The organism is Pseudomonas sp. St386, assembly GCF_018325865.1.
GTDB classification, from domain to species: Bacteria; Pseudomonadota; Gammaproteobacteria; order Pseudomonadales; family Pseudomonadaceae; genus Aquipseudomonas; species Aquipseudomonas brassicacearum.
In genome coordinates, this window is record NZ_AP021900.1 from 2109580 (window position 1) to 2136537 (window position 26958).

Annotated in this window: 24 protein-coding genes and 1 other RNA gene; 10 read left to right on the plus strand and 15 right to left on the minus strand. The window is 61.2% G+C overall.

The window, feature by feature from the left end; translation table 11 throughout:
- Window positions 1–224: 224 nt before the first annotated feature.
- From zipA to KI235_RS09290, 3 genes are all read left to right on the plus strand, one after another.
- Window positions 225–1070 carry a cell division protein ZipA gene (gene zipA / locus KI235_RS09280; RefSeq protein WP_003199570.1) on the plus strand — a complete coding sequence of 282 codons (846 nt, stop codon included), beginning with the start codon at window positions 225–227 and terminating at the stop codon, window positions 1068–1070.
- Window positions 1071–1179: 109 nt separating this feature from the next.
- Window positions 1180–3537 (plus strand): NAD-dependent DNA ligase LigA, encoded by a 2358-nt coding sequence (gene ligA / locus KI235_RS09285; protein WP_212795649.1) that lies wholly within the window; start codon window positions 1180–1182, stop codon window positions 3535–3537.
- Window positions 3538–3665: 128 nt separating this feature from the next.
- Window positions 3666–4826, plus strand: a complete 1161-nt coding sequence (locus tag KI235_RS09290) for a putative zinc-binding metallopeptidase (RefSeq protein WP_003199574.1) — start codon at window positions 3666–3668, stop codon at window positions 4824–4826.
- Window positions 4827–4895: 69 nt separating this feature from the next.
- On the opposite strand, the gene KI235_RS09295 is transcribed toward KI235_RS09290, so the two are convergent.
- Window positions 4896–5291, minus strand: coding sequence for a hypothetical protein (locus tag KI235_RS09295; protein WP_145902434.1), 396 nt, complete (start codon window positions 5289–5291; stop codon window positions 4896–4898).
- Window positions 5292–5773: 482 nt separating this feature from the next.
- Between KI235_RS09295 and ffs the strand changes: the two genes are divergently transcribed.
- Together ffs and KI235_RS09305 are read left to right on the plus strand one after the other, a co-directional pair.
- Window positions 5774–5870, plus strand: an RNA gene (ffs, locus tag KI235_RS09300) — signal recognition particle sRNA small type.
- Between the two features lie 330 nt (window positions 5871–6200).
- Window positions 6201–6854, plus strand: a complete 654-nt coding sequence (locus KI235_RS09305; protein ID WP_043042820.1) for a Pr6Pr family membrane protein — start codon at window positions 6201–6203, stop codon at window positions 6852–6854.
- 81 nt (window positions 6855–6935) lie between these two features.
- Here the strand turns inward: KI235_RS09305 and KI235_RS09310 are convergent, their stop codons facing one another.
- Entirely contained in the window at window positions 6936–7250 is a 315-nt protein-coding gene (locus KI235_RS09310) for a helix-turn-helix transcriptional regulator (RefSeq protein ID WP_003199578.1), read from the minus strand.
- 338 nt (window positions 7251–7588) lie between these two features.
- Between KI235_RS09310 and KI235_RS09315 the strand changes: the two genes are divergently transcribed.
- Window positions 7589–9337 (plus strand): GGDEF and EAL domain-containing protein, encoded by a 1749-nt coding sequence (locus KI235_RS09315; protein ID WP_038859502.1) that lies wholly within the window; start codon window positions 7589–7591, stop codon window positions 9335–9337.
- Here KI235_RS09315 and KI235_RS09320 read toward each other — a convergent pair.
- Window positions 9283–10053: a transporter substrate-binding domain-containing protein gene (locus KI235_RS09320; protein ID WP_013692613.1), complete on the minus strand. Its 771-nt coding sequence runs from the start codon at window positions 10051–10053 to the stop codon at window positions 9283–9285. The two genes, KI235_RS09315 and KI235_RS09320, sit on opposite strands and share 55 nt — an antisense overlap.
- A 143-nt stretch (window positions 10054–10196) precedes the next feature.
- On the opposite strand from KI235_RS09320, the gene dnaX reads away from it, so the two are divergent.
- The 4 genes from dnaX to recR all read left to right on the plus strand — a co-directional run bounded on the left by dnaX (window position 10197) and on the right by recR (window position 14662).
- Window positions 10197–12272 carry a DNA polymerase III subunit gamma/tau gene (dnaX, locus tag KI235_RS09325; protein ID WP_028237690.1) on the plus strand — a complete coding sequence of 692 codons (2076 nt, stop codon included), beginning with the start codon at window positions 10197–10199 and terminating at the stop codon, window positions 12270–12272.
- A gap of 64 nt (window positions 12273–12336) precedes the next feature.
- Window positions 12337–12675, plus strand: a complete 339-nt coding sequence (locus KI235_RS09330; RefSeq protein ID WP_003183512.1) for a YbaB/EbfC family nucleoid-associated protein — start codon at window positions 12337–12339, stop codon at window positions 12673–12675.
- 283 nt (window positions 12676–12958) lie between these two features.
- Window positions 12959–13993 carry an NADP-dependent oxidoreductase gene (locus tag KI235_RS09335; protein WP_212795650.1) on the plus strand — a complete coding sequence of 345 codons (1035 nt, stop codon included), beginning with the start codon at window positions 12959–12961 and terminating at the stop codon, window positions 13991–13993.
- Window positions 13994–14059: 66 nt separating this feature from the next.
- Complete coding sequence (recR, locus tag KI235_RS09340) at window positions 14060–14662, plus strand: recombination mediator RecR (RefSeq protein WP_003199585.1); 603 nt, start codon at window positions 14060–14062, stop codon at window positions 14660–14662.
- Window positions 14663–14791: 129 nt separating this feature from the next.
- Here recR and KI235_RS09345 read toward each other — a convergent pair whose 3' ends face one another.
- From KI235_RS09345 to ccoN, 12 genes are all read right to left on the minus strand, one after another.
- Complete coding sequence (locus KI235_RS09345; RefSeq protein ID WP_003199587.1) at window positions 14792–15340, minus strand: adenine phosphoribosyltransferase; 549 nt, start codon at window positions 15338–15340, stop codon at window positions 14792–14794.
- Window positions 15341–15416: 76 nt separating this feature from the next.
- Window positions 15417–16151: a fumarate/nitrate reduction transcriptional regulator Fnr gene (gene fnr / locus KI235_RS09350; protein WP_003199588.1), complete on the minus strand. Its 735-nt coding sequence runs from the start codon at window positions 16149–16151 to the stop codon at window positions 15417–15419.
- Between the two features lie 94 nt (window positions 16152–16245).
- The gene (gene hemN / locus KI235_RS09355) at window positions 16246–17628 is read right to left on the minus strand and encodes an oxygen-independent coproporphyrinogen III oxidase (protein ID WP_027912674.1); all 1383 of its coding nucleotides are present in this window, start codon (window positions 17626–17628) and stop codon (window positions 16246–16248) included.
- 178 nt (window positions 17629–17806) lie between these two features.
- Entirely contained in the window at window positions 17807–18490 is a 684-nt protein-coding gene (locus KI235_RS09360; protein ID WP_013692616.1) for a sulfite exporter TauE/SafE family protein, read from the minus strand.
- Window positions 18483–18701 carry a cbb3-type cytochrome oxidase assembly protein CcoS gene (gene ccoS, locus KI235_RS09365; protein ID WP_003183505.1) on the minus strand — a complete coding sequence of 73 codons (219 nt, stop codon included), beginning with the start codon at window positions 18699–18701 and terminating at the stop codon, window positions 18483–18485. Before ccoS ends, KI235_RS09360 begins: the two co-directional genes overlap by 8 nt.
- A gap of 24 nt (window positions 18702–18725) precedes the next feature.
- Window positions 18726–21176 carry a heavy metal translocating P-type ATPase gene (locus tag KI235_RS09370; RefSeq protein WP_003199596.1) on the minus strand — a complete coding sequence of 817 codons (2451 nt, stop codon included), beginning with the start codon at window positions 21174–21176 and terminating at the stop codon, window positions 18726–18728.
- Window positions 21177–21326: 150 nt separating this feature from the next.
- Window positions 21327–21866, minus strand: coding sequence for a FixH family protein (locus KI235_RS09375; RefSeq protein WP_003199599.1), 540 nt, complete (start codon window positions 21864–21866; stop codon window positions 21327–21329).
- 11 nt (window positions 21867–21877) lie between these two features.
- The gene (gene ccoG, locus KI235_RS09380; RefSeq protein ID WP_003199601.1) at window positions 21878–23293 is read right to left on the minus strand and encodes a cytochrome c oxidase accessory protein CcoG; all 1416 of its coding nucleotides are present in this window, start codon (window positions 23291–23293) and stop codon (window positions 21878–21880) included.
- Between the two features lie 407 nt (window positions 23294–23700).
- Window positions 23701–24684 (minus strand): cytochrome-c oxidase, cbb3-type subunit III, encoded by a 984-nt coding sequence (gene ccoP, locus KI235_RS09385; protein WP_003199603.1) that lies wholly within the window; start codon window positions 24682–24684, stop codon window positions 23701–23703.
- Window positions 24681–24866: a CcoQ/FixQ family Cbb3-type cytochrome c oxidase assembly chaperone gene (locus tag KI235_RS09390; RefSeq protein ID WP_003183474.1), complete on the minus strand. Its 186-nt coding sequence runs from the start codon at window positions 24864–24866 to the stop codon at window positions 24681–24683. Before KI235_RS09390 ends, ccoP begins: the two co-directional genes overlap by 4 nt.
- Before the next feature lie 6 nt (window positions 24867–24872).
- Window positions 24873–25481: a cytochrome-c oxidase, cbb3-type subunit II gene (gene ccoO / locus KI235_RS09395; protein WP_003199605.1), complete on the minus strand. Its 609-nt coding sequence runs from the start codon at window positions 25479–25481 to the stop codon at window positions 24873–24875.
- Complete coding sequence (gene ccoN / locus KI235_RS09400) at window positions 25481–26923, minus strand: cytochrome-c oxidase, cbb3-type subunit I (RefSeq protein ID WP_003199607.1); 1443 nt, start codon at window positions 26921–26923, stop codon at window positions 25481–25483. The genes ccoO and ccoN overlap by 1 nt, the downstream gene beginning before the upstream one ends.
- Window positions 26924–26958: the final 35 nt, after the last annotated feature.

Genomic DNA, 26958 nt, shown 5'->3' on the forward strand with positions numbered 1-26958 from the left:
TAGGTATTTTTTACCCTGGAGCCTGTTGTTCAAATCACAGATTGGACACAAGCCTGTGCGACAGACGGTGTAAAGTTATCTTTGGTCGTGCTAGTTTAATGTCAATTTTTCGTATGCGTGGGCAAAACGCCATTCAGAACATAGAGTTGGCGCCACGTTTTAAAGCGGTTTGCAAATAGCTAAGCCCCTTATTTTTCAGCATTTTTATAGAGGCACGGGATTACATGGAAATCGGTCTGCGCGAGTGGCTGATCGTCATCGGCATCATTGTCATTGCCGGTATTCTTTTCGACGGCTGGCGCCGCATGCGCGGCGGTAAGGGGAAACTGAAGTTTCGCCTGGACCGCAGCCTGTCGAACCTGCCCGATGAGGATGACAGCGCCGAACTGCTAGGCCCGCCCCGGGTGCTGGACACCCACAAGGAGCCGCAGCTGGACGAACACGACTTGCCGTCGATGAGCGCGCCTGCCCGTGAGCCACGGGAGTCGAGTTCCAAGCGCGGCAAGCGCAACAGCGAGCCGTCCCAGGGTGATTTGAACCTGAACCTCGACCTGGATGGTGGCCCGAGTTTCAGCAGTCGCGACAGCGATTTCCCGGACGAGAACAAAACCTCGAGCGCCGACAAAGACCAGGCCCAGGCTGAAGAAGTGCTGGTGATCAGCGTGATCTGCCGCGACCCGGCCGGCTTCAAGGGCCCGGCGTTGCTGCAGAACATCCTGGAAAGCGGCCTGCGTTTCGGCGAGATGGACATTTTCCATCGTCACGAGAGCATGGCCGGCAACGGCGAGGTGCTGTTCTCCATGGCCAACGCCGTCAAGCCTGGCGTGTTCGACCTGGACGACATCGATCATTTCAGCACGCCGGCGGTGAGTTTCTTCCTCGGCCTGCCGGGCCCGCGTCATCCCAAGCAGGCCTTCGACGTGATGGTGGCCGCGGCTCGCAAGCTGTCCCAGGAGCTCAATGGCGAACTCAAGGATGACCAGCGCAGTGTGCTGACTGCCCAGACCATCGAGCACTATCGCCAGCGCATCGTCGAATTCGAGCGCCGGGCATTGACCCAGAAGCGCTGAGGCCAAAGATCGCTGGCCTGCAGGAGCTGACGAGTGCAGCTCCTGCACGCGATCGAAGTATTGAGAATGAGCAGCCTAGGCTGCTCTTTTGCTTTATGAGAGAACACCCATGAACGCCGTTGAAACCCGCATCCAACAGCTGCGCACCGAGCTGGATCAGCACAACTACCGCTACCACGTCCTCGACGAACCGAGCATCCCGGACGCCGAGTACGACCGCTTGTTCCACGAGCTCAAGGCCCTGGAAGAGCAACACCCGGAGCTGGTGACCAGCGATTCCCCGACCCAGCGCGTCGGCAGCGTGGCGCTGTCGGCGTTTAGCCAGGTGCGTCATGAGATCCCGATGCTCAGCCTGGGCAACGCCTTCGACGAAACCACCATGCGCGAATTCGACCGGCGGGTGACCGAAGGCCTCGACCTGCCCATGGGCGATTTGCTGGGCGGTGGCGCGGCGGTTGAATACAGCTGCGAGCCGAAACTCGATGGCCTGGCGGTCAGCCTGTTGTATCAGGACGGCATGCTGGTGCGCGGTGCCACGCGCGGTGATGGCACCACGGGCGAAGACATCAGCGTCAACGTGCGTACCGTGCGCAATATTCCCCTCAAGCTGCAGGGCAGCGGCTGGCCGCCATTGCTGGAAGTGCGCGGCGAGGTGTACATGTCCAAGGCCGGCTTCGAGCGCCTCAACGCCACGCAACTGGAAGCGGGTGGCAAGACCTTCGCCAACCCGCGCAACGCGGCGGCGGGGAGCCTGCGCCAGCTGGATTCGAAGATCACCGCCAACCGCCCGCTGGAATTCTGCTGCTACGGTATCGGTCAGGTGACCGCGGACATTGCCGATACCCATATCGGCAATCTCAAGCAGCTCAAGGCCTGGGGCCTGCCCATCAGCCGTGAATTGAAGCTGGCCCACGGTATTGATGAGTGCCTGGATTACTACCGTGACATCGGCGAGCGGCGCAACGCATTGCCGTATGAAATCGATGGTGTGGTGTTCAAGGTCAACAGCATCGCTTCTCAGCGCGAACTGGGTTTCCGCGCCCGGGAACCACGCTGGGCCATCGCTCATAAATTCCCGGCCTCTGAAGAACTCACCGAGTTGCTGGACGTCGAGTTCCAGGTCGGCCGCACTGGCGCCGTGACGCCCGTGGCGCGCCTCAAGCCGGTCAAGGTCGCTGGCGTGACCGTGGCCAACGCCACGTTGCACAACATGGACGAAGTGGCGCGCCTGGGCCTGATGATCGGCGACACCGTGATCATCCGCCGTGCCGGCGACGTGATCCCGCAAGTGGTGCAAGTGATCACCGAGCGCCGCCCGGACGATGCCCGCCCCGTGGAGATCCCCCGGCAGTGTCCGGTGTGTGGTTCCCATGTCGAGCGCACGCAACTGATCAAGCGCAGCAAGGGCCGTGAAACCATCAGCGAAGGTGCGGTGTACCGTTGCGTCGGTCGCCTGGCCTGTGGCGCGCAGCTCAAGCAGGCGATCATTCATTTCGTGTCGCGCCGGGCCATGGACATCGAGGGCCTGGGCGAGAAGAGCGTCGAGCAACTGGTGGATGAGGGGCTGGTGGGTTCGCCCGCCGATCTGTATGCCCTGACCTTCGAGCAGGTGGTCGACCTGGAAGGTTTCGCCGAACTGTCGAGCAAGAACTTGCTGGCGGCCATCGTCGACAGCAAGAAGCCGAGCCTGGCGCGTTTCATCTACGCCCTCGGTATCCCGGACGTGGGCGAGGAGACCGCCAAGGTCCTGGCTCGCTCTCTTGGTTCGCTGGAGCGCGTACAAGCGGCTGTGCCCCAGGTGCTCACCTACTTGCCCGATGTCGGCCTGGAAGTGGCCCACGAGATCCACAGCTTCTTCGAAGACCCACACAACCGCCAGGTGATCAAGGACCTGCTGCGCCACGGTCTCGAGATCCAGGACCAGGGCGAGTTGGGCGCCGAGTTCTCCGCCAGCACGACCCTGGGTGGCTTTCTCGACAAGCTGAACATCCCCTCGGTCGGGCCGGGCGGGGCGCAGAAACTGGCAGACAAGTTCGGTTCACTCGAGGCGGTGATGAACGCCGACTGGCTGGACATGCGTCAGGCGTTGCCGGAAAAGCAGGCCAACGCCGTGCGCGAGTTTTTCGCCGTTGCCGCCAACCGTCAGCAGGCCGAGGCAGCGGAGCAACAGTTGCGCGACTTTGGCATGCATTGGCAGAGCGAGAAGAAGGTCGTCGAAGGCTTGCTCGAGGCAGGTCACACCTGGGTGCTGACCGGTTCGCTGGAGTTGATGAGTCGCGACGTCGCCAAGGACAAGCTGGAGAGCCTGGGGGCCAAGGTCGCCGGTTCCGTGTCGGCGAAAACCCACTGCGTGGTGGCGGGGCCGGGTGCCGGTTCGAAATTGACCAAGGCCAATGAGCTGGGGCTCAAGGTGCTGGATGAAGAGGCGTTTGTCGTCTTTCTGAGTCAGCATGGCATCACGGTTTAGCCGGGTTGGCTCTTGTGGCGAGGGAGCTTGCTCCCTCGCCACGGTTTATCGGGCACTATGACGCAACGCGTGGGAACGATCATGGAAGTGGGGTGATCTAGTCTTGCAGGCTCCAGGGAGAGATCGCCATGTACCGCTTCTTCGAACAACTGAGCTCACGCATCGCCGCGCCGTTCGTGGGCGATCGGTCACGTAACAGCAAGGTCTGGCCGTGCCGCTGTGGCCAGTCGTTGTTTTTTCGCAATAGCCAATGCCTGGCCTGCCTGGCGGCGCTGGGTTATCAACCTGAGCAGAGTCGCCTGACGTCCTTGCAACCCGGCGAGCAAGCCGGGACCTGGACGCTGGACGCCGATCCCCAAGCCGGGCTGTTCCGCCGTTGCGCCAACCTTGACACCGCGGCGGCCTGCAATTGGCTGCTGCCGGACAATGGGCGCGATACCCTGTGCATCGCCTGTAGCCTGAACCGTACTATTCCCGACCTGTCGATCCCGGAAAATCCCGAACGCTGGCGCAAGGTCGAGACCGCCAAGCGTCGTCTGGTAGCGCAGTTGATTACTTTCGGCTTGCCGGTCATCCCGAAAACCGTCGACGAAAATATTGGCTTGGCGTTTGATTTCATCGGTGTCGATCCCGACGGCACGCCACCCACCACCGGTCACGCCAGCGGGCTGATCACCCTCGACATCAAGGAAGCTGACGATGCCCATCGCGAATACGTGCGCCAGCAGATGCGCGAGCCGTATCGCACCTTGCTCGGGCATTTCCGGCATGAGGTGGGGCACTACTACTGGGACCGGCTGGTCGCCAACAGCCATTGGCTCGAGGCTTTTCGCGAGCTGTTCGGCGATGAGCGCGCCAGCTACGCCGACGCCCTGGAGCAGCACTACCAGCAAGGCGCGCCGCTGGACTGGCAAACCCGCTACGTCAGCGCCTATGCGACCATGCACCCGTGGGAGGACTGGGCCGAAACCTGGGCCCATTACCTGCACATGATGGACGCGGTGGACACCGCCCTGGGTTTCGGCATGAGCGCTCGGGAAATGGATTTCGACTACCAGCCGTTCCCGCCCGAGACCTTGTACGACGCCGAACATGCAGGCGGTGCGGCTTTTCTTTCGTTCGTCAACGCCTGGATCGAACTGGCTGGCATGCTCAACGAACTGTCCCGCAGCATGGGCCAGCCGGATTTCTACCCGTTCGTCGTACCGGCGGCAGTGATCACCAAGCTGCACTTCATCCATCTGGTGATCCAGGAGGAGGGTGGTCGGGCGGATGAGGTGTTGTTGTAGTTTTGCTCACACAGCGAATGATTGAACGTCCAAGTCGGTATTGAACTCATCTGATGCATTGCCAGCTCTTCATAAAAGGCTGGCAAAGTTAAGTGATACCATTTGTTTTGATTGTGCCTGCCATTCATATTTTCCTCTAGCATGAAAACCGCCATGGATGATGGCTTTTTTATTATGGAAGATACGATGGAAAATCATGATATGGATAAAGCGGCGATAGTGCCCAATGCACCACGGAGGCTTTCCCAGGCCGGGCAAAGCCGATACACGATCATATTGGCCTGGCAGATCCCGGATAATATCCGCCCTGACCAGATTGCCGCGCACACCTTCAGGGTGACGGCCGTGGCAGGTGGACAGGGGCAGTTTGTCCCTGCAACCAGAGTGCAGCCGGATCACCGTGGTTGGTATCGACATGAGATCGGTGTCAGCGGGGCAGCCCAGCCAGTTTATTTCAATGTTCAAGTTCGAACTCAGGCTGTTAATGGCCAATATGGACCGTTCTGTCCGGTGGTGGTTTGTAATACTTCGTCGTGATTGGGGGCAAGCAATAACCTGGATACAAAAAGTTTTAATCAGTTATGAGTGCTTGGTGTAAGCCTTCAATCTACTAAAGGTTCACTTCATGCGGACAAGCTCATTCCCACACGGGCTCTCGGATATTCACAGATCCAACCTCCACCCCGATCCCTGTGGGAGCGAGCTTGCTCGCGATAGCGGTAGATCAGCTTGCATCAATATTGAATGTACCGAGGCCTTCGCGAACAAGCTCGCTCCCACACAGGCACTTGGATGTCCGCAGAATCGACGCCCACCCCCCGATCCCCCTGTGGGAGCAAGTGCTTGAACATCTTCAGTTTTTTAATCCGGCACGAACGGTTGTAACTTCTTGCCAGATAGGTACAATGGCGCGGCTCGCCGTCAGGCGGGCGTCGTTATGGTGACCCCATCGGTCCCCCCGCAACGATTACCCGTGAACCTGGTCAGATCCGGAAGGAAGCAGCCACAGCGGGAACATTGTGTGCCGGGGTGTGGCTGGTGGGGTTGCCTCCATAACGCCCAAACCTTCGTTCGCAAGGTTTGCAAATTCCCATTTTTTTCTTTTAGGCCTGGTTCGGTCGATGTTTTCTGTTGTCCGGATTTCGGCTCAAGCAGAGTGATTGAATTAAAGGCGTGCTCCCGAGCAGTGAGGCTAAGCCTTCCTTTTAGGCCACGAGTCTCGGGTAATCCCTACCGTTGATCAGGACTGTCAAATCTGACAGTAGAGTCTAATGCTGTGCTCTTCTATGGTCTTGTTCCACAGGCAACCTGCTTCATGAGTCCCCAACAATGGGCTTCGCAGTCGCAGGGGGGCGCTCAGCCAGGAGCACGCTCATGAGCGACGACAGGGTATTAACGCAAGGCGCAAGCGGCAGCGTGGTGAAGTTGGCGGCAGCGCTGGGTTGGTTGGCATTGTTCCTCCAGCTTTATCTGATCCTGATTTCGCGCTGGCAGAGCGGGAAGAGCCTGCTAGGTGGGGTGGATATCTTTTTCAGTTATTTCACGGTGCTGACCAATATCCTGGTGGCGGTAGTGCTGACCTTCGCGGCAACGACAGGGGATTGGCCGTTGCGGCGCTTTTTCCTCCGGCCGTCCGTGCAGGGTGGTGTGGCCGCTGCCATTGTGTTGGTCGGTCTGGCGTACAACCTGCTGTTGCGTCACACGTGGAATCCCCAGGGCCTGCAGTGGGTGGCTGATGAGTTGTTGCATGACGTGATGCCGGTCGTGTTTGTGATTTATTGGTGGTTCTGCGTGCCCAAGGGGACTTTGCGCTGGAGCAATGTGTGGTCGTGGCTGATCTATCCACTGGTCTATTTCATTTATGTCCTGATACGCGGCCGATGGGTCGGCTCCTATCCTTACCCATTCATCGAGGCTGATCGGTTGGGTTACCCGCAGACGCTTGGCAATGCGTTGATGGTGCTGCTGGGGTTCATGGTGGTGTCACTGGCGGTAGTGGCTGTGGATCGGGCGAAAGGCAAGGGTTAACTGGTTTGGATTGCCAGCCGAGCATCGGGCGCTCCGATCTGTCAGGCATCGACAGGTCGGGGCGTCTCCTTTCATATTGCATCAAGGCTTGGACAAGGCCTGGTCGACCGCTGCGATCAGCTTGCCCAGGTCCTTGGAGGTGGCTTTGTGTATGACGCCGAACAGATACGCCCGCTGTTCATCCTCATCGCCCATGTCGGCAAAAAAGGCTTTCAGTTGTACATCCAGCACATTGGCAAGCAGGAACAAGGCTTCGACGCTGGGGGTGTAGGTGCCGGTTTCGAAGCGGCTGATGGTTTTGGGGTCAAAACCGGTTTTTTCGCCAAGTTCAGCCTGAGTAAGCCCCGCTACTTTGCGGTAGCGTCTGATGGCTGGACCCAAACTTGAAATTTGCATCGCTTAATTCCCATTTAGAATCAAGAACTTAACGATAGATTTTTGCATTAGGCAACCACGCAATCCATCACCTTGCTTTGCAAAGTGTGATGTGTTTCGTAGAATCGGCCTTTGGCACGGGTATTTGGTGACCTGCTTCAGAAGCCGGGGTGTGTGCAGAGACCGGGCCTTGCGTTTCTTGCCGCGATACATGGCAAGGGCTGAAGCTCTCCCTTAGCACCGCCAGGGCCCGCGCTCCAGCTTCCCTCAAAGTGTTTGAGCCTAGTTGATTTTCGCCTGTCTTGAAGGCGGTGCAACCGCGCGCGACAAATGAGCCTGACTCATGGATGACTGCTTCGATGGATAAGAAGTACCGCAGAGCCGTTGACGCCGCCGCGATTTTTTCCGAAACCGATCTGAGCGGGCGCATCACCTACGTCAACGATCAATTTTGCAGCCTTTTTGGTTACCGGCGCGATGAGTTGCTGGGTGGGAACCATCGCCTGCTCAATTCCGGCCAGCACCCTGACGAGTTCTTCGGCGCCATGTGGCGCACCATTGCCCTGGGCCAGGTCTGGAAAGGGGAAATCTGCAACCGGGCCAAGGACGGTACGCTGCACTGGGTCGACACGACCCTGGTGCCAGTAATCGATGACGATACAGGACAAATCGAACGCTACCTGGCAATTCGCTTCGATGTCAGCGAAAAGCGTCGCCTGCTGCATTCCCTGCAATGGCGGGTCGGTCACGATGTGCTGACCGGGTTGCCCAACCGCACTTATCTGTCCGATCTGCTGGACCAGGCCCTGGAGTTTTCCCGTGCGGAAAACTTGCCTCTGGCGGTGTGCATGCTCGATCTCGATGGCTTCAAGGCGGTCAATGACGGTTATGGTCACGCCAGTGGCGATCGGCTGCTGGTGGAGGTCGCCAGGCGCCTGCGCAGTATCGTGCGTGGCGAGGACGTGGTGGCGCGGCTGGGTGGGGACGAGTTCGTGCTGGTGCTGCGCCATGTGCGTGGGATGGATGAGTTGCATGCCGCGTTGAGCCGGGTGTTGATCGCCGTTTCCATGCCGTATGGCATTGACGGTAAGGACATCAAGGTCTTCGCCAGCATTGGCGTCACATTGTTCCCATGGGATAACGACGACGCCGAGACCTTGTTGCGCCACGCCGACCAGGCGATGTACGTGGCCAAGCAAAGCGGTCGCAATCGTTTCCACTTGTTCGATGTGTCCCGGGACAAGGAAGTGCGAGCCACTTACCAGACCGTCGAGCGGGTCCGCCAGGCACTGGCCGGTAACGAGTTGCGGCTGCATTTCCAGCCCAAGGTCAACATGCGTCATGGCACCGTGGTCGGCATGGAGGCGCTGCTGCGCTGGAAGCATCCGCAACGTGGCCTGGTGCCGCCACGGGAGTTCCTGCCGCTGGTGGAAGAGACCGACCTGATTGTCGAGATCGGCGAGTGGGTCATGGAGCAGGTACTGACCCAGTTGCAGCAATGGCAGCAAGCGGGGCAGGGCTGGCCGGTGAGCATCAATATCTCGGCGCGGCATTTCCAGCGGGCGGATTTTGTCGAGCGGTTGCGACAGGTGTTGGAACGGCATCCGGCGGTACCGCCACGCCTGTTGGATCTGCAGATTGTCGAATCGGTCGCATTGGAAAACCTTGCCCACGTCAGCGCCTGCCTCCAGGCCTGCCATGCCTTGGGCGTGGGGTTTTCGCTGGGTGGTTTCGGCACGGGCTACTGCTCGCTCAACGACCTCAAGCACCTGCGCACGCAAACCATCAAGATCGACAAGACCTTTGTCCGCGACATTCTCCATGACCGCGACGACCTGGCACTGACCGAAGCGGTGATCGGCCTGGCCCGGGCGTTTGGCCGTGAGGTGGTCGCCGAAGGGTTGGACAGCCTTGAGCATGGCCAACTGTTGCTGAACCTGGGCTGTGAGGTGGCACAAGGTTATTTCATCGCCCGGCCCATGCCGCCCGAACGGATACCCGGCTGGGTGCAGGGGTTCATCCCGCCGTCGCAATGGCAGCAGCGGCCAGGCGATCAGGGGGAGGGTGCCTCGCTCCTGGCCTGCGATGCGTCACTGCGGCCCGTGTAAAGCTGGATGATCGCGTCGATCTCCCCGGAGGTTTTCATGTTCAACAAGGTCCTCAGAATGCGTTGTGCTGGAATGTTCGGGTCGTTGCGCACATAACAGCTCAACTGCTGTTCCTGAAGCACTGCCACCTCATGGAGTTGCCGATCAGCGGTATGACGTTGATTGAACCAGTCCAGCGCCCATTGGTTGCTGATCCCGTAGCGATAACGTCCGGCCAGCAGTTTCGCCAGCACTTGTTCCTGGCTGCGGGCGTCGTCGCGGTGCAGTTGGCTGCGGTCGAACAAGGGTTGCAAGGTCGGGTAGGTATAGCCGAGCACCGTGCCGATGGGCTGTTCCGGCAACGTGGCTAGTGTGACCGCCACAGGGGCGCTTGCCGTGGCGACGAGCAGGTCGCGCTGGAAAAACAACGGGACGCTCCAGAGGTAATCGCCACTGTCCTTTACCCAGTCGGGGCTGACGTAGCAACGCATGTCGATCTCGCCGTGTTTCATGGCGCCGTCCAGCCGGGCGCGGGACAGGACATGGAATTGCGCCGGCAGTCCCATCCGGGTCGCCAGGCTTGTCATTATGTCGGGAAGGATGCCCTGGGTCGGGCGACCCCGTTCGATCTGCACCATGGGCATCGCCCAGCCGTCGGTAACGGCAAAACGCAAAGGTACTTCATCAGCAAAACAACCTGTACCCAACAACAGCAAAGCCCCCATGGCTGAGCGCATAAACTCTCCTGACTGTGCAAAACCGCGTCGACAACCGAGTCCCTGATCCAATCTTAGTCAGATTAGACGAGCACACCGGATGCAATTTCGCCCCTGCTCCGCTAGCATTAGCCGCTTATGTTCCTTCGATGCGACGGTTTTCGATGAGTTATCAGGTTCTTGCACGTAAATGGCGTCCGCGCTCGTTCCGCGAAATGGTCGGCCAGACCCATGTGCTCAAGGCCCTGATCAATGCCTTGGACAGCCAGCGGCTGCACCATGCCTACCTGTTCACCGGCACCCGCGGCGTGGGCAAGACCACCATCGCGCGGATCATTGCCAAGTGCCTGAACTGTGAAACCGGCATTACCTCCACGCCCTGCGGCGAGTGTTCGGTCTGCCGGGAAATCGACGAGGGCCGTTTCGTCGACCTGATCGAGATCGACGCCGCCAGCCGTACCAAGGTCGAAGACACCCGCGAGCTGCTCGACAACGTGCAGTACGCGCCGAGCCGTGGGCGCTTCAAGGTCTACCTGATCGACGAAGTGCACATGCTCTCCAGCCACTCCTTCAATGCGCTGCTCAAGACCCTTGAGGAGCCGCCGCCCTACGTCAAGTTCATCCTGGCGACCACCGACCCGCAGAAACTTCCTGCAACGATTTTGTCGCGGTGCCTGCAGTTCTCCCTGAAGAACATGACGCCGGAACGGGTCGTCGAGCACCTGACGCATGTACTGGGCGTCGAGAACGTGCCCTTCGAGGACGATGCGCTGTGGCTGTTGGGCCGCGCCGCCGATGGTTCGATGCGCGACGCCATGAGCCTGACCGACCAGGCCATCGCTTTCGGTGAAGGCAAGGTCATGGCCGCGGATGTCCGGGCCATGCTCGGTACCCTCGATCACGGCCAGGTCTATGACGTTTTGCATGCGCTGATCGAAGGCGACGCGAAGGCGTTGCTCGAAGCGGTGCGTCACCTGGCCGAGCAGGGCCCGGACTGGAATGGCGTGCTCTCGGAAATTCTCAATGTGCTGCACCGGGTCGCCATCGCCCAGGCCTTGCCTGATGGCGTCGACAACGGCCACGGCGACCGTGATCGCGTACTGGCCCTGGCCCAGGCGTTGCCGGCCGAAGACGTGCAGTTCTATTACCAGATGGGCCTGATTGGTCGTCGCGACCTGCCCCTGGCACCGGATCCGCGCGGCGGCTTTGAAATGGTCCTGCTGCGAATGCTGGCGTTCCGGCCAGCCGATACGACGGACGTCCCGAGGCAAGCGCTAAAGCCAGTGGGGATCAGCCAGGCCACAGCTGATTCCGCCAAGCCAGTGGCTGCCGCGCCCGTCGTTGCGCCGGCAGTGGCTTCGGCTCCGGTAGCGCCGGCACCTGTGGCAGCACCGGCTCCGACACCCGTTGTCGCGGCCCCTGAGCCAGAACCTGAACCGATCGTCGAGGCGCTGCCCGAACCGGTCGCTGAAGCCGTTGTCGATCTGCCCTGGAACGATCCGATCGAGCCCGAGGTTGTCCAGCAACCTGCCGTGGAGCCGGTTCTGGAGACCATCGCCGAGCAACCCGAGTTGCCGCCGATGCCTTTGCCGACGCCCGACAGTGTGGTGCCCGATGCACCGGAGTGGGTCGCCGCGCCGGTGCCCGAACCAACAGTGGCCGACGTCGATGTCGCCACGCCAGGCCTCGATCAGGACGACGAACCGCCGCTGGACGAGGATTACATCGAGCCAGACATGGATTCGGCCTACAGCTACCTGGACGACCTGGCCAGTGAGCACGCCGCTGAGCCGGCCCCGGAGCCCGAGCCGGAACCCGCGGCGATGCCGGCCACCGGGCTGGCCCTGCAATGGCTGGAGCTGTTTCCTAAACTGCCGATCAGCGGCATGACCGGCAGCATTGCCGCCAACTGCACGCTGATGGCCGTGGAAGGCGACCACTGGCTGCTGCACCTGGACCCGGCCCACAGCGCACTGTTCAACGCGACCCAGCAACGTCGCCTCAACGATGCGCTGAACCAGTATCACCAGCGCACCCTGACGCTGACCATCGAGCTGATCAAGCCCGAGCAGGAGACCCCGGCCCAGGCCGCGTCCCGGCGCCGTGCCGACCGTCAGCGCGAAGCCGAGGAGTCGATCCACGGTGATCCATTCATCCAGCAGATGATGCAACAGTTCGGCGCCGTGGTCCGTCACGATACTATCGAACCTGTCGAGGCCCCGGTCACCCAGGGCTCATAACTGAAGGCGCCGGGCCGAACGGGCCGGGCGCGTTGTTTATCCAAGTACTTTCGAGGTGATTCCCATGATGAAAGGTGGCATGGCCGGCCTGATGAAGCAGGCGCAGCAGATGCAGGAAAAAATGGCCAAGATGCAGGAAGAACTGGCCAACGCCGAAGTCACCGGCAAGTCCGGCGGCGACATGGTGACCGTGGTCATGACCGGTCGCCACGACATCAAGCGCGTCAGCATCGACCCAAGCGTGGTCGAAGGCCTGAGCGAAGACGACAAGGAAATGCTCGAAGCCCTGTTCGCCGCCGCCGTCAATGACGCGGTGCGCAAGATCGAAGCCAACAGCCAGGACAAGATGTCTGGCATGACGGCCGGCATGCAACTGCCGCCGGGCATGAAACTGCCGTTCTGATTCGCCATCCCGGTCGGGATGGGCTACACACAATGCCAGGCATCGCGCCTGGCATTTTTGTTTCTGTCTAGGGGCGAGCGAAACCTTGCCTGTGAGAGCAAGGCTCTGTGGGAGCAAGGCTTGCCCGCGATGCAGACGCCTCGATTTGTCGGAACTGCGCGCCATCGTTCATCGCAGGCAAGCCTTGCTCCCACAAGTACCCGCTGAACAAACATCGAACGCCGCCCCCTCGGCAATGGTCTGCTCCCTATACGTGCCACTCAACGATCAAGGAGACGCTTCCATGTCACAAGCATCGACCTCCAACCAGCGCATCGTCCTTGCCTCCCGTCCTCACGGCGCCCCAACCGCGGACAATTTCCGCCTGGAGCACGTGACGCTGCCGGACCTGGCGCAGGGGCAGATCCTGCTCAAGACGCAGTTTTTGTCCTTGGACCCTTACATGCGCGGGCGAATGAGTGACGCGCCTTCCTACGCTGCTCCGGTAAAAATCGACGAGGTGATGACCGGCGGCGCCGTGAGCCGCGTGGAGCGCTCGATGCACCCGAAATTCCAGGAGGGTGATCTGGTGGTGGGGGCCACCGGTTGGCAGAGCCACAGCATCAGCGACGGGCGCAACGTGATGCCCGTCCCTTCGGGGCTGCCGAGCCCGTCGATGGCCCTGGGTGTGCTGGGCATGCCGGGCATGACCGCTTACATGGGGCTGATGGACATTGGCCAGCCCAGGGCCGGGGAAACCCTGGTGGTCGCGGCGGCCTCGGGTGCGGTGGGCTCGGTGGTTGGCCAGGTGGCGAAGATCAAGGGCCTGCGTGTCGTCGGCGTCGCGGGTGGCAGCGAGAAATGCAAGTACGTGGTCGACGAGCTGGGGTTTGACGCCTGTGTCGATCACAAGAGCGCACGTTTTGCCGAGGAGCTGGCGCAGGCTTGCGACAAGGGCATCGACATCTATTACGAAAACGTCGGTGGCAAGGTCTTCGATGCCGTCGTGCCGCTGCTCAACGCCAAGGCGCGGATCCCGCTCTGTGGCCTGATCGCTTCCTACAACGATCATCAAGCACCGAGCGGCCCGGATCGCTTGCCGCAGTTGCAGCGCACTTTGCTCAACAAGCGTGTGCGGATCCAGGGGTTTATCGTGTTTGATGACTACGGTGACCGTCAGCCGGAGTTCATCAGCGCCATGGCCCCTTGGGTGCGTGATGGCAAGGTCAAGTTCCGTGAGGATGTGGTCGATGGCCTTGAGAATGCGCCACGGGCGTTTATCGGGCTGTTGGAGGGGCGCAACTTCGGCAAGTTGGTGGTGCGGGTCGCGCAGGATTGAGTATTTGACGCTAATCGGAGGCACGGGTATAAACCGCGTCTCGTTGTTATGTCGGACATTTCCTCCATGAGCTTCAGCCCTTTGATTCGCCAACTGATCGATGCCCTGCGAACGTTGCCGGGTGTAGGTCAGAAAACTGCCCAGCGCATGGCGTTGCAATTGCTCGAGCGTGATCGCAGCGGCGGTTCGCGCCTGGCCCAGGCCCTGAGCCAGGCCATGGAAGGCGTAGGGCATTGCCGTTTGTGCCGCACCCTCACCGAAGACGACCTCTGCCCGCAATGTGCCGACCCGCGTCGGGACGACAGCCTGCTCTGCGTGGTGGAAGGGCCGATGGATGTGTATGCGGTAGAGCAGACCGGTTTTCGTGGCCGTTATTTCGTGCTCAAGGGCCATTTGTCACCGCTCGACGGCTTGGGGCCTGAAGCCATCGGCATTCCGCAGTTGATCGCGCGGATCGAAGAAGCGGGTACGTTCACGGAAGTCATCCTCGCTACGAACCCGACGGTCGAAGGCGAAGCCACCGCCCATTACATCGCCCAACTGCTCAACAACAAAGGCCTGATCGCCTCGCGCATCGCCCACGGCGTGCCGCTGGGTGGGGAGCTTGAGTTGGTGGATGGCGGGACACTGGCGCATTCGTTTGCGGGGCGCAAGCCGATCGCGTTGTAACAGCAACCAATCCCTTGTGGGAGCGAGCTTGCTCGCGATAGCGGTAGATCAGCCAATATCTATGCTGGCTGACACATCGCTATCGCGAGCAGGCTCGCTCCCACAGGGGTTGTGTTTCGTTGCCGAGGATTATTTTTCGCTGAGCGAGAACTGCGTCAGGCAGAACGTGGGAATCCCCATGTCTTCCAGGCGCTGGGAGCCGAGCAGCTCCGGCAGGTCGATGATCGCCGCGGCTTCGTGGACCTTGGCGCCCATGCGGCGGATCAGGTTGGCGGCGGCGATCAGCGTGCCGCCAGTGGCAATCAGGTCATCGAACATCACCACCGAATCACCCTCGCACAAGCTGTCGGCATGCACTTCAAGGAAGGCTTCGCCGTATTCGGTCTGGTAACCCTCGGCCAGCACATCGGCCGGCAGCTTGCCTTGCTTGCGGAACAAGATCAGCGGCTTGTTCAGCTGGTAGGCCAGGATCGAGCCAATCAGGAAACCCCGCGCATCCATCGCGCCGATGTGAGTGAACTCGGCCTCGACATACCGGTGGGCGAAACTGTCCATGACCAGTCGCAGGGCGGTCGGGGATTGGAACAGGGGGGTAATGTCGCGAAAGATCACGCCGGGCTTGGGGAAATCGATCACGGGGCGGATCAGGGATTTGATATCGAAGGAGTCAAAGACCATCGTGGAGGTGTCCTGGCTGAGCTGCAAACGCGGCAGTATAGCGCGGCTGGGAACATCCCTCAGCCGCGCGCGGCCATCAGCCTTCGATCGAGCCGCCGGCCAGGGCGCAGAGCTGGATCGGGTCGAGAATGTGAATTTCCTTGCCTTCGGCGGCAATCAACTCGTTCTGCTGGAAGCGGGTGAAGACCCTGGACACGGTTTCCACCGCCAGGCCCAGGTAATTGCCGATTTCGTTGCGCGACATGCTCAAGCGGAACTGGTTGGCCGAGAACCCACGGGCGCGGAAGCGTGCCGAGAGGTTGACCAGGAACGTGGCGATACGCTCGTCGGCGGTTTTTTTCGAAAGCAGCAGCATCATTTGCTGATCGTCACGGATTTCCCGGCTCATGACCCGCATCAACTGGCGGCGCAGTTGCGGCAGCTGTATGGCCAGCTCGTCCAGGCGATCGAAGGGGATTTCGCACACCGAGGTGGTTTCCAGCGCCTGGGCCGAGACCGGATGGGACTCGGTGTCCATGCCGGACAGGCCCACCAGTTCGCTGGGCAGGTGGAAGCCGGTGAGCTGTTCTTCGCCGCCATCGCTCAGGTTGAAGGTCTTCAAGGCGCCCGAGCGCACCGCATAGACCGAATCGAAGGTATCGCCCTGGCGAAACAGGAATTCACCTTTTTTCAACGGGCGGCCCCGTTTAACGATGTCATCCAGCGCGTCCATGTCCTCCAGGTTCAGCGAAAGCGGCAGGCAGAGGGGGGCCAGGCTGCAATCCTTGCAATGGGCCTGGTTGTGGGCGCGCAGTTTGACTGGCTCGGACATTTCTTAAATCCTTGTGGGAAATCACGCATAAGGCGTAAGGGTACCCCAGAGATGGCACTCCGGCCAGTGCGATGTCGTCGTCAAATTGTCGCGCTCAAATGACTCGGGAGAAGCGTTGGCGATTGTGCTGGTCCAAGTAGGCATCGAATACCATGCACACGGATCGCACCAGCAGGCGCCCGGCGGGCAATACCCGGATATGGGTGTCATCCAGCTCGATCAGCCCATCCGCGGCCATGGCCTGCAATTGCGGCCATTGCGGCGCGAAGTAACCACGAAAGTCGATGTTGAAGGTTTGCTCGATCTCGGCGAAGGGCAGGTGGAAATGACAGATCAACTGCTGGATCACCGCGCGCCGCAACCGGTCGTCGGCATTGCAGATCAGCCCGCGACTGGTCGCCAGTTGCCCGTCGGCGAGGGTGTTCTGGTAATGGTTCAGGTCACTGCTGTTCTGGCAATACAAATCGCCGATCTGGCTGATGGCTGACACGCCAAGGCCGATCAGGTCGCAATGGCCATGGGTGGTGTAGCCCTGGAAGTTGCGCTGCAACGTGGCCTCCTCCTGAGCGATTGCCAGTTCGTCGTCGGGCAGGGCGAAGTGGTCCATGCCGACGTAGCGGTAGCCGGCGGCGGTCAGTTGTTCGATGGTGCCTTGCAGCATCGCCAGTTTCTGCTCCGGGGTCGGCAAGTCCTGGCTGTTGATGCGCCGCTGGGGCATGAAGCGTTCCGGCAGGTGGGCGTAGTTGAACACCGAGAGCCGGTCCGGTTGCAGGTGGATGACTTCCTGGACGGTGCGGGCGAAGTTTTCCGGGGTCTGCTTGGGCAGGCCGTAGATCAGGTCAATGTTGATCGAGCGGAATTGCAAGGTCCGGGCGGCTTCGACCACTGCGCGGGTTTCCTCGAGGCTTTGCAGGCGATTGACGGCCCGCTGCACCGCTGGATCAAGGTCTTGCAGGCCGATACTGACCCGGTTGAAACCCAGTTCGCGCAACAGGCCCATGGTCGACCAGTCGGCTTCCCTGGGGTCGATTTCGATGCCGTAGTCGCCAGAATCGTCGTCCAGCAGGTTCAGGTGCTGGCGCAGCTTGGCCATCAGTTGGCGCAGCTCATCGTGGCTGAGGAACGTCGGGGTACCGCCGCCAAAGTGCAACTGTTCTACGCGCTGGGTGGGGTCCAGGTGGCAGCCGATCAGTTGGATTTCCTGTTCCAGGCGTTGCAGGTAGGCGTGGGCGCGGCCGCGGTCCTTGGTGATGACCTTGTTGCAGGCGCAGTAGTAGCAAATGTTCGCGCAGAACGGTATGTGCACGTACAGCGACAGCGGCCGCAGGGCCTTGCGGCTGTCGCGCAGGGCGTGGAGCAGGTCGAAGGTACCCACCTGGCTGCCGAACTGCGCCGCCGTGGGGTACGAGGTGTAGCGTGGTCCCGCCAGGTCGTAACGGCGGATAAGATTTGAGTCCCAACAAATGGTGTCGAGCATGCGGGCATTCCCCGGATAGACTGGCATGGGGCGAGTCTAGGGGCGCGTGGGCGTGGCCGTTTTGATTTGCGTCAACAGGGCATCGGAGTTGTCGATGCAGGCCTCATCGCGAGCAAGCTCGCTCCCACAGGAGACTTTCCATGTGGGAGCGAGCTTGCTCGCGATTGGGGCAACTCGGTCAGTGCCCCATGAGCCAATGTTGATGCGGCCCCGGCAGTGTCCATACCCCGAAAATAATCACCAACAAACCACCGGCCATGCGCACGCTGCGTTTGCGCAGCAGGGCGGTGACGCGTTCGGCGGCCAGGCCCGTGGCGAGCAGCACCGGCCAGGTGCCCAGGCCGAAGGCGAGCATCAGCAGCGCGCTGTCCAGTGCATTGCCTTGGCTGGCGGACCAGAGCAGGGTGCTGTAGACCAGGCCGCACGGTAGCCAGCCCCACAGCGCGCCGAGCAGCAAGGCCCGAGGCAGGCTCGACACCGGCAGCAAACGGTTGGCGACGGGCTGGATGTGTCGCCACAAGCCACGCCCCACACCTTCGATGCGAGTCAGGCCGCTCCACCAGCCCGCCAGGTACAGGCCCATGGCAATCAACAGCAAGCCGGCCAGCACCCGCATGATCATCGCTGCCGGGCTGTTGGACACGGCCCAACCGGCCAGGCCGATCAGCAACCCGGCGGTGGCGTAGCTCAGGATCCGTCCCAGGTTGTACGCCAGCAGCAACCGGAAGCGGCGGCTGCGCTGTTCCTTGGGAATCGCCAGGGTCAGGGCGCCCATCAGGCCGCCGCACATGCCCAGGCAGTGTCCACCGCCGAGCAGGCCAAGGATGACCGCAGAAACCAACAGGGGTGCCAGGTCAAGCATGGGGCGGGGCCTTGTCGTCCGGCTTGCGGGCTTCGCCGCTGGCTTCGTCCACCGCTGCCTTGTGGTTCGGGTCCTGATCGTCGAACAGAATGCTGTGGGCCGGACCGTCGAGGTCGTCGTACTGGCCGCTGTCCACGGCCCAGAAGAAAATGTACACGGCGATGGCCACGATCAGCAGCGCGGCCGGGATCATCACGTAGAGAGCTGGCATGTCGGAACTCCATGCCCGCGCGGCTCAGGCCGGCAGCGGGCGGGTATCGGGCGTGGCGTCGAAAACCTGCGTCTTGGGCTGACGTGTCAGCCTCAGCGCATTCAACACCACGGTCAACGAACTGATGGACATGCCGACCGCCGCCCACACCGGGGTAATCCAGCCAAGGGCGGCGAACGGCAACATGAGGCCATTGTACAACCCTGCCCACACCAGGTTCTCAATGATCACCCGGCGGGTGCGTCGAGCCAGACTGAAGGCGTGGATCAGGGCGTCGAGGCGGTTGGACAGCAGCACCGCGTCGGCGCTGGTCTTGGCCAGGTCGGTGGCCGAGCCCATGGCGACACTGATGTCCGCTGCCGCCAGCACGGGCACGTCGTTCACCCCATCGCCGAGCATCAGCACCTTGCGGCCCTGTTGATGCAACTGCTGCAACACGGCCAGTTTGTCGTCCGGGCGCAGGCCGCCGCGAGCCTCATCGATGCCCAGTTCGGCGGCGACGCTGGCAACCATGGGCGAACTGTCACCCGACAACAGCAGCGTCCGCCAGCCCCGTGCCTTGCAGGCCGCCAGCAGCGCCGGGGCATCGACGCGCAAGCGGTCATCGAGGACGAACCAGGCCAAGGGCCCGATCTCATCGCCCAGCAACAGCCATTGCCCGGGTTCGTCCGGCATTTGCGGTACCGCGGCGCCACTCAGTTCGCAGACAAAACCCGGCTGACCGATGCGCAGGTGCTGTTCCGCCACGAGGCCTTCCAGCCCCAGCCCGGGGGTGCTTTGCACCTGTTCGGCGGCCAATGGCGCGCGGCCGAAGGCGCGGGCGATGGGGTGTTCCGAGCGGTTCTCCAGGGCAGCGGCCAAGCCCAGGCATTGATCACTGTCGAGGGCCGCCAATGGCCGAATGGCGCGCAACGCCAGGCGGCCTTCGGTGAGGGTACCGGTCTTGTCGAAAATCACCGTATCGATCTGGTTCAGGCCTTCCAGCACATGCCCGCGCGTCAGCAGCAGGCCGAGCTTGTGCAAGGTGCCGGTAGCGGCGGTGAGGGCGGTCGGCGTGGCGAGTGACAACGCGCAAGGGCAGGTGGCGACGAGCATCGCCAGGACGATCCAGAACGCGCGCGAAGCGTCCAGTTGCCACCACACCAGCCCGATGACGGCAGCGGCGACCAAGGAGAACAGCAAGAACCATTGGGCGGCGCGGTCGGCGATTTCCGCCAGTCGCGGCTTCTCGGCCTGGGCCCGCTCCAGCAGCCGCACGATGGCGGACAACCGGGTGTCTTGCCCGAGGGCCAGCACCTCGACCGTCAAGGCCCCTTCGACGTTCAGCGTGCCGGCGGTGACCGCGTCGCCCACCTGGCGAGGTTGTGGCAGGTATTCACCGGTCAGCAGCGATTCGTCGATGCTGGACTGGCCATCCAGGATCTTGCCATCGGCCGGCAGGACTGCCCCGGGATGCACCAGCACCCGGTCACCGGTGCGCAATTCGCTGAGCAGGATGCGTTCACTCTGGCCGTTATCCTCCAGGCGCAGGCACGAGGCCGGCAACAGATTGACCAGTTGGGCGGTGGCGGCAGCCGTGCGTTCCCGAGCCCGGCGTTCCAGGTAACGGCCGGCCAGCAGGAACAGGGCGAACATGCCAACGGCATCGAAGTACAACTCGCCGACCCCGGTGATCGACGTCCAGATCCCGGCAACGTAGGCACTGCCGATGGCCAGGGACACGGAAACGTCCATGGTCAGGTGGCGGGTGCGCAGGTCGCGCATGGCGCCTTTGAAGAACGGCGCGCAGCTATAGAAGACGATGGGCGTGGTGAGGAACAGGGCAACCCAGCGCAGGATGGTGTGCATCTCCGGGCTCAGGTCGATGTTGAATTCTGGCCAGGTGGCCATGGTCGCCATCATCGCCTGGAACCACAACAGACCGGCCACGCCCAATTGGCGCAGGGCCAGGCGGTTTTGTGCGGCGAGTTGTTCACAGGCCTGGTCGGCCTGGTACGGGTGCGCTACGTAGCCGATCTGGCGCAATTCGGCGAGCAGCGTGCTCAGCGGTAGTTGAGCGTCGGCCCAACGTACATGCAGGCGATGATTGGACAGGTTCAATCGCGCTTCGGCCACGGCCGGCAGGCTGCGTAATTGTTTTTCAATCAGCCAGCCGCAGGCGGCGCAACTGATGCCTTCCATCAACAGGGTGGTTTCGGCCAGTTCGCCTTCATGGCGCACGAATGATTGCTGTACGTCAGGGCGATCGTAGAGCGCCAGTTCATCGGTCAACTGGACGGGCAGGGATTCGGGATTGGCCGACGCTTCGCTGCGATGCTGGTAATAACTTTCCAGGCCTCCGGCGACAATGGCCTCGGCCACCGCCTGGCAGCCCGGGCAGCACAGCTCGCGGGTTTCACCGAGGACAACGGCGGTGAAGCGACTGCCCGGGGGGACGGGCAGGGCGCAGTGGTAGCAGGGCTGTGGAGTGGTCATTGCGTGTTCACAGAACGTTGTCCAATGATCGTTCCCACGCTCTGCGTGGGAATGCATCCTGTGACGCTCCGCGTCACGCTTAGAAGGGACGCAGAGCGTCCCGGGCCGCGTTTCCACGCGGAGCGTGGGAACGATCAGAAGCGCCGTCGTTTATTTCTTCAGGTCTTCAGCGCCTTGCAGCGGTTCATCGCCAAGCAAGAGGTCCTGGCCGTGATTGATCTGTTCTTCTTCGAACAGGCGCCAGGTCTTGTCGTTCTCCACACCCAGCAATTCGACAAAGCGCCGGCCTTCGACCTTGTCGGTCAACTGGCCGACGTAGCGCCCCGGTTCACTGTCGTTGCGGGTCAGGACGATCTTGCGGTCCTTCTCCGGCTGGGTCGGCGAGATCAGGCTCAGTTCCAGGGTCTGGGGACGGCTGTTGCCGTTCAGGCGCAGGTTCACTTCACCGGTGAGCTCGTCCAGTTGCACGTTGGCACGCAGTTGCAGGGTCTGGGCCAGCAATTCGCGCTCCAGCGAGCGGTTGATACCCTTGCCGGCTTCGTAATAGTTGTCGTTGACCAGGTTGTCCGGGTTCTTCACCGCAATGGTCACCATCGTCAGGCTCAGTGTCACCGAACAGGTCAGGATCGCGATGATGATCCACGGCCAGAGGTGCTTGTACCAAGGGCTGGAGGCGGTTGCTGCAGGCATGTTCAGTTCTCTCAACGAGTTTGTGGGCCGATGAACCGGCTCTTGGCTTCGACATGTACGCTTTCGTCATCGGCATCCTTGAGGATGAAGGTCACCTCGTTGGTGCTCGATGGCAGTTGTTCCGGTGCGCTGGACAGCTCGACCGGCTGGCTGTAGATCTCGCCGGCCGCGACCTTGATTTCCCGCCGGCCTTGCAGCTTGAGGTCGGGTAGGCCGGCGGCTTCCAGGACATACGTGTGGTCGCGTTGGTCTTTGTTCATGATCTTCAGGCTGTAGACGTTCTCGATCCGGCCTTCGGCGTTTTCACGGTAGAGCACGCGGTCCTTGCTGACGTCGAAACCCACCAGCGAGCGCATGAAGAACGCCGCCGCCAACAGGCTCATCATGGTCAGCAGCACCAAGGCATAGCCGATCAGGCGCGGGCGCAGTTTATGGGTTTTCTGCCCCGAAAGGTTGTGTTCGGTGGTGTAGCTGATCAGGCCGCGTGGATAATCCATTTTGTCCATGATGTTGTCGCAGGCATCGATACAGGCCGCGCAGCCGATGCACTCGATCTGCAGGCCGTCGCGGATGTCGATACCGGTAGGGCAGACCTGGACGCACATGGTGCAGTCGATGCAATCCCCCAGGCCCAGGGCTTTGTAGTCAACGCCCTTCTTGCGCGGGCCACGGCTTTCGCCACGACGCGGGTCGTAGGAAACGATCAAGGTGTCCTTGTCGAACATCACGCTCTGGAAGCGTGCGTAAGGGCACATGTAGATACACACTTGCTCACGCAGCCAGCCAGCGTTGCCGTAGGTGGCGAGGGTGAAGAAACCCACCCAGAAATACGACCAGCCATCGGCCTGGCCGGTAAAGAACTCGAACACCAGTTCGCGGATTGGCGTGAAGTAACCGACAAAGGTCATGCCGGTGACGAAACCTATCAGCAGCCACAGGCTGTGCTTGGCGAGCTTGCGCAGGAATTTGTTGGCGCCCATGGGGGCCTTGTCGAGCTTGATGCGCTGGTTGCGGTCGCCTTCGGTGACTTTTTCGCACCACATGAAGATCCAGGTCCACACGCTCTGTGGGCAGGTATAGCCACACCACACTCGTCCGGCATAGACCGTGATGAAAAACAGGCCAAAGGCGGCAATGATCAACATCCCCGAGAGCAGGATGAAATCCTGGGGCCAGAAGGTGGCGCCGAAAATAAAGAATTTGCGCTCTGGCAAGTTCCACCAGACGGCCTGATGACCACCCCAGTTCAGCCAGACCGTACCGAAATACAGCAGGAACAATAGCGCGCCGCCAGCCATTCGCAGGTTGCGGAACAGGCCAGTGAAGGCGCGGGTGTAGATTTTTTCCCGAGAGGCATACAGGTCGACGCTTTTGTTCGCGTCCTTGGCAGGCGGGGTGACGTCATGTACCGGAATCTGGTTACTCATCGAATGCATCCCACGGCAGTGGAAAAGTGCCGGGGCCAGTACGTGCCGACCACGGTCAGAAAGGGTGTTGCGGTGGCGCAATGATACGCCTGTCGCTCTAGCCCAAGGGTGCGACCTTTGGTCGCGTTGGGGGTCTGCATAGAATGGTGTAGCGGATGTAACAAGTCATGACTCAGATCAATTGACTATAGACTTTCTGTGGCGTTGGCGAGCCGAAGGGCATCTTGTGATGACTGCCGAATATGCATCAGCCAACCCACGGGTCGAGCACTGCCACGCCGATGTAGGCATGTTGCTACCGGGGCGGGTGGCCGACAGGCGAAACAGATTTACCCAGGTTTTCGGCCGGTAACAAAAAGGCCCCGCCAATCAGATTGGCGGGGCCTTTGGTGTATCAGCTACTCGTCTTACTGGGCGTCAGCGGCCGGAGCCTTTTCGCCATGAGACAGGCTATAGACATAGGCGGCCAGCAAGTGGACCTTGTCGTTGCCTTGCAGGTCAGCCTGGGCAGGCATCTGGCCCTGGCGGCCGTAGCGGATGGTCTGCTGCAGTTGAGCGAAGCTCGAACCGTAGATGAACGCCGCAGGGTGCGTCAGGTCAGGTGCGCCCATGGCGGGCGTGCCTTTGCCGGCTGGGCCATGGCAGGCCACGCAGTTGGCCGCGAACAGTTTCTGGCCGTTGGCCGGATCGGCCTTGGCGCCTTCCGGCAGTTTGCGGCCGTGCAGGCTGGTCACCAGGTAGGAAGCCACGTCAGCGACGCCTTGCTCGCCAACCACGGCAGCCCAGCCCGGCATCACGGCGTGACGACCGCCCATGATGGTGGTCTTGATGGTTTCCGGCTCACCGCCCCAGCGCCAGTCGGCGTCGGTCAGGTTGGGGAAGCCATAGGCACCCTTGGCGTCGGAACCATGGCAAACCGAGCAGTTGGAGGCGAACAGGCGGCCACCCATCTTCAGGGCTTGCGGGTCCTTGGCGACTTCTTCGATCGGCATGGAGGCGAACTTGGCGAAGATCGGACCGAACTTGGCGTCCGAGCGAGCCATTTCCTTTTCCCACTCGTGAACACCTGTCCAGCCGGTCTGGCCGTTGGCGAAGGCGGTCTGCTTTTCGGTGTCCAGGTAGTTATAGCCTGGCAGCAGGCCTTTCCAGTTGCCCAGGCCAGGGTAGAGCACCAGGTAACCGAGGGCGAACACGATGGTGCCCACGAACAGCATGAACCACCATTTCGGCAGTGGGTTGTCGTACTCCTCGATCCCGTCGAACGAGTGGCCGACGGTCTCGTCCGTCTGCTCGGCGCGCTGGCCCTTGCGGGTCGACAGCAGCAGCCAGGTCAGGGAGAAGATCGTTCCCAGGCTGAGGACTGTGACGTACAGACTCCAGAATGTAGTCATTCTTTGTTACTCCTAGAAGCTTGCTCGACGTGCTTGATGGCTTCGGGATCATCCGCGAACGGCAGCAAGGTCGCGTCGTCAAACTCCGACTTGCGCTTGGGGCTGAACACCCACAGGGCCAGACCGATGAAGGCCACCATCACGACGACGGTGCCCAGGCCGCGAATCATCCCGATATCCATAAAGAATCACCGTTTGCTTTTGATGATGGTGCCCAGGCCTTGCAGATAGGCCACCAGCGCGTCCATTTCAGTCTTGCCCTTGACGGCATCCTTGGCACCGGCGATGTCTTCGTCGGTGTAAGGCACGCCCAGGGTGCGCAGGACTTCCATTTTCTTGGCGGTGTCTTTGCCGTCGAGCTTGTTTTCTACGAGGAACGGGTAGGCCGGCATTTTCGACTCAGGCACTACGTTGCGCGGGTTGTACAAGTGCGCACGGTGCCAGTCGTCGGAGTAGCGGCCGCCAACGCGGGCCAGGTCCGGACCGGTACGCTTGGAACCCCACAGGAATGGGTGGTCCCAGACGCTTTCACCGGCGACCGAATAGTGGCCATAGCGTTCGGTTTCGGCGCGGAACGGACGGATCATCTGCGAGTGGCAGCCGACACAACCGTTGGCGATATAGATGTCACGGCCTTCCAGTTCAAGGGCGGTACGTGGCTTCATGCCTTCGACCGGCTTGTTGGTCACGTCCTGGAAGAACAGCGGAACGATCTGGGTCAGGCCGCCGATGCTCACGGCGATGACCATGAAGAAGGCCAGCAGGCCGATATTCTTCTCTACTGCTTCGTGCTTCATCAGTGAGCTCCAACTACGGCGATCTTGGCGGCGGCTTCAGCTTCAGCCGGGTCAGAGGCACGAACGGTGCGGTACACGTTGTAGGCCATGAACAGCATGCCGCTGGCGAAGAACGCGCCGCCCAGGGCTCGGACGATATAGCCCGGGTGGCTGGCTTGCAGGGCTTCGACGAACGAGTAGGTCAGGGTGCCGTCGTCGTTGATCGCACGCCACATCAGGCCTTGGGTGATGCCGTTGACCCACATCGAGGCGATGTAGAGCACGGTGCCGATGGTCGCGAGCCAGAAGTGCGCGTTGATCAGGCCGGTGCTGTGCATCTGCGCACGACCGAACAGTTTCGGGATCATGTGGTAGATGGCGCCGATGGAAATCATCGCAACCCAGCCGAGCGCACCAGCGTGTACGTGGCCGATGGTCCAGTCGGTGTAGTGGCTCAGGGAGTTGACGGTCTTGATCGCCATCATCGGGCCTTCGAAGGTCGACATGCCGTAGAACGCCAGCGACACAACCAGGAACCGCAGGATCGGGTCGGTGCGCAGCTTATGCCAGGCGCCCGACAGGGTCATCATGCCGTTGATCATGCCGCCCCAGCTTGGCGCCAGCAGGATGATCGACATCGCCATGCCCAGGGACTGCGCCCAGTCTGGCAGTGCGGTGTAGTGCAGGTGGTGGGGACCGGCCCAGATGTACAGGGTGATCAGCGCCCAGAAGTGGACGATGGACAGGCGATAGGAATAGATCGGACGCTCGGCCTGTTTCGGCACGAAGTAGTACATCATCCCCAGGAAGCCCGTGGTCAGGAAGAAGCCTACGGCGTTGTGGCCGTACCACCACTGGATCATCGCATCCGTCGCGCCCGAATAGGCCGAGTACGACTTGAAGAAGCTGACCGGCAGGGAAGCGTGGTTGACGATGTGCAGCATGGCTGTCACGACGATGAACGCACCGTAGAACCAGTTACCGACGTAGATGTGCTTGGTCTTGCGCTTGACGATGGTGCCGAAGAACACCAGACCGTAGGTCACCCAGACGATGGCCAGCAGGATAGCCAGGGGCCATTCCAGCTCAGCGTATTCCTTGGTGGTGGTGTAACCCAGTGGCAAGGTCACGATCGCACCGACGATGACCGCTTGCCAGCCCCAGAAGGTGAAGGCGGCGAGGCTGTCGGAGATCAGTCGCGTTTGGCAGGTTCGCTGCACGACGTAGTAAGAAGTGGCAAACAATGCACAACCACCGAAGGCGAAGATCACCAGGTTGGTGTGCAGCGGGCGCAGGCGTCCAAATGTCGTCCATGGCAGATCGAAGTTCAACTCCGGCCAGACCAGTTGCGAGGCGATGAAGACACCGAGCCCCATGCCAAGGATCCCCCAGACCACCGTCATGATGGCGAACTGGCGGACTACCTTATAGTTATAAGCAGTCGGACTGATTGCTGTGCTCATTCTAAGGTTCCACGGTTTGGGTGTTTTATTAGGAT

What these genes read in the sequence shown, in the direction of transcription:
- zipA (WP_003199570.1), top strand. Translation starts at nt 225, where the DNA reads ATGGAAATCGGTCTGCGCGAGTGGCTGATCGTCATCGGCATCATTGTC.
- ligA (WP_212795649.1), top strand. Translation starts at nt 1,180, where the DNA reads ATGAACGCCGTTGAAACCCGCATCCAACAGCTGCGCACCGAGCTGGAT.
- KI235_RS09290 (WP_003199574.1), top strand. Translation starts at nt 3,666, where the DNA reads ATGTACCGCTTCTTCGAACAACTGAGCTCACGCATCGCCGCGCCGTTC.
- KI235_RS09305 (WP_043042820.1), top strand. Translation starts at nt 6,201, where the DNA reads ATGAGCGACGACAGGGTATTAACGCAAGGCGCAAGCGGCAGCGTGGTG.
- KI235_RS09310 (WP_003199578.1), bottom strand. Translation starts at nt 7,250, where the DNA reads ATGCAAATTTCAAGTTTGGGTCCAGCCATCAGACGCTACCGCAAAGTA.
- KI235_RS09315 (WP_038859502.1), top strand. Translation starts at nt 7,589, where the DNA reads ATGGATAAGAAGTACCGCAGAGCCGTTGACGCCGCCGCGATTTTTTCC.
- KI235_RS09320 (WP_013692613.1), bottom strand. Translation starts at nt 10,053, where the DNA reads ATGCGCTCAGCCATGGGGGCTTTGCTGTTGTTGGGTACAGGTTGTTTT.
- dnaX (WP_028237690.1), top strand. Translation starts at nt 10,197, where the DNA reads ATGAGTTATCAGGTTCTTGCACGTAAATGGCGTCCGCGCTCGTTCCGC.
- KI235_RS09330 (WP_003183512.1), top strand. Translation starts at nt 12,337, where the DNA reads ATGATGAAAGGTGGCATGGCCGGCCTGATGAAGCAGGCGCAGCAGATG.
- KI235_RS09335 (WP_212795650.1), top strand. Translation starts at nt 12,959, where the DNA reads ATGTCACAAGCATCGACCTCCAACCAGCGCATCGTCCTTGCCTCCCGT.
- recR (WP_003199585.1), top strand. Translation starts at nt 14,060, where the DNA reads ATGAGCTTCAGCCCTTTGATTCGCCAACTGATCGATGCCCTGCGAACG.
- KI235_RS09345 (WP_003199587.1), bottom strand. Translation starts at nt 15,340, where the DNA reads ATGGTCTTTGACTCCTTCGATATCAAATCCCTGATCCGCCCCGTGATC.
- fnr (WP_003199588.1), bottom strand. Translation starts at nt 16,151, where the DNA reads ATGTCCGAGCCAGTCAAACTGCGCGCCCACAACCAGGCCCATTGCAAG.
- hemN (WP_027912674.1), bottom strand. Translation starts at nt 17,628, where the DNA reads ATGCTCGACACCATTTGTTGGGACTCAAATCTTATCCGCCGTTACGAC.
- KI235_RS09360 (WP_013692616.1), bottom strand. Translation starts at nt 18,490, where the DNA reads ATGCTTGACCTGGCACCCCTGTTGGTTTCTGCGGTCATCCTTGGCCTG.
- ccoS (WP_003183505.1), bottom strand. Translation starts at nt 18,701, where the DNA reads ATGCCAGCTCTCTACGTGATGATCCCGGCCGCGCTGCTGATCGTGGCC.
- KI235_RS09370 (WP_003199596.1), bottom strand. Translation starts at nt 21,176, where the DNA reads ATGACCACTCCACAGCCCTGCTACCACTGCGCCCTGCCCGTCCCCCCG.
- KI235_RS09375 (WP_003199599.1), bottom strand. Translation starts at nt 21,866, where the DNA reads ATGCCTGCAGCAACCGCCTCCAGCCCTTGGTACAAGCACCTCTGGCCG.
- ccoG (WP_003199601.1), bottom strand. Translation starts at nt 23,293, where the DNA reads ATGAGTAACCAGATTCCGGTACATGACGTCACCCCGCCTGCCAAGGAC.
- ccoP (WP_003199603.1), bottom strand. Translation starts at nt 24,684, where the DNA reads ATGACTACATTCTGGAGTCTGTACGTCACAGTCCTCAGCCTGGGAACG.
- KI235_RS09390 (WP_003183474.1), bottom strand. Translation starts at nt 24,866, where the DNA reads ATGGATATCGGGATGATTCGCGGCCTGGGCACCGTCGTCGTGATGGTG.
- ccoO (WP_003199605.1), bottom strand. Translation starts at nt 25,481, where the DNA reads ATGAAGCACGAAGCAGTAGAGAAGAATATCGGCCTGCTGGCCTTCTTC.
- ccoN (WP_003199607.1), bottom strand. Translation starts at nt 26,923, where the DNA reads ATGAGCACAGCAATCAGTCCGACTGCTTATAACTATAAGGTAGTCCGC.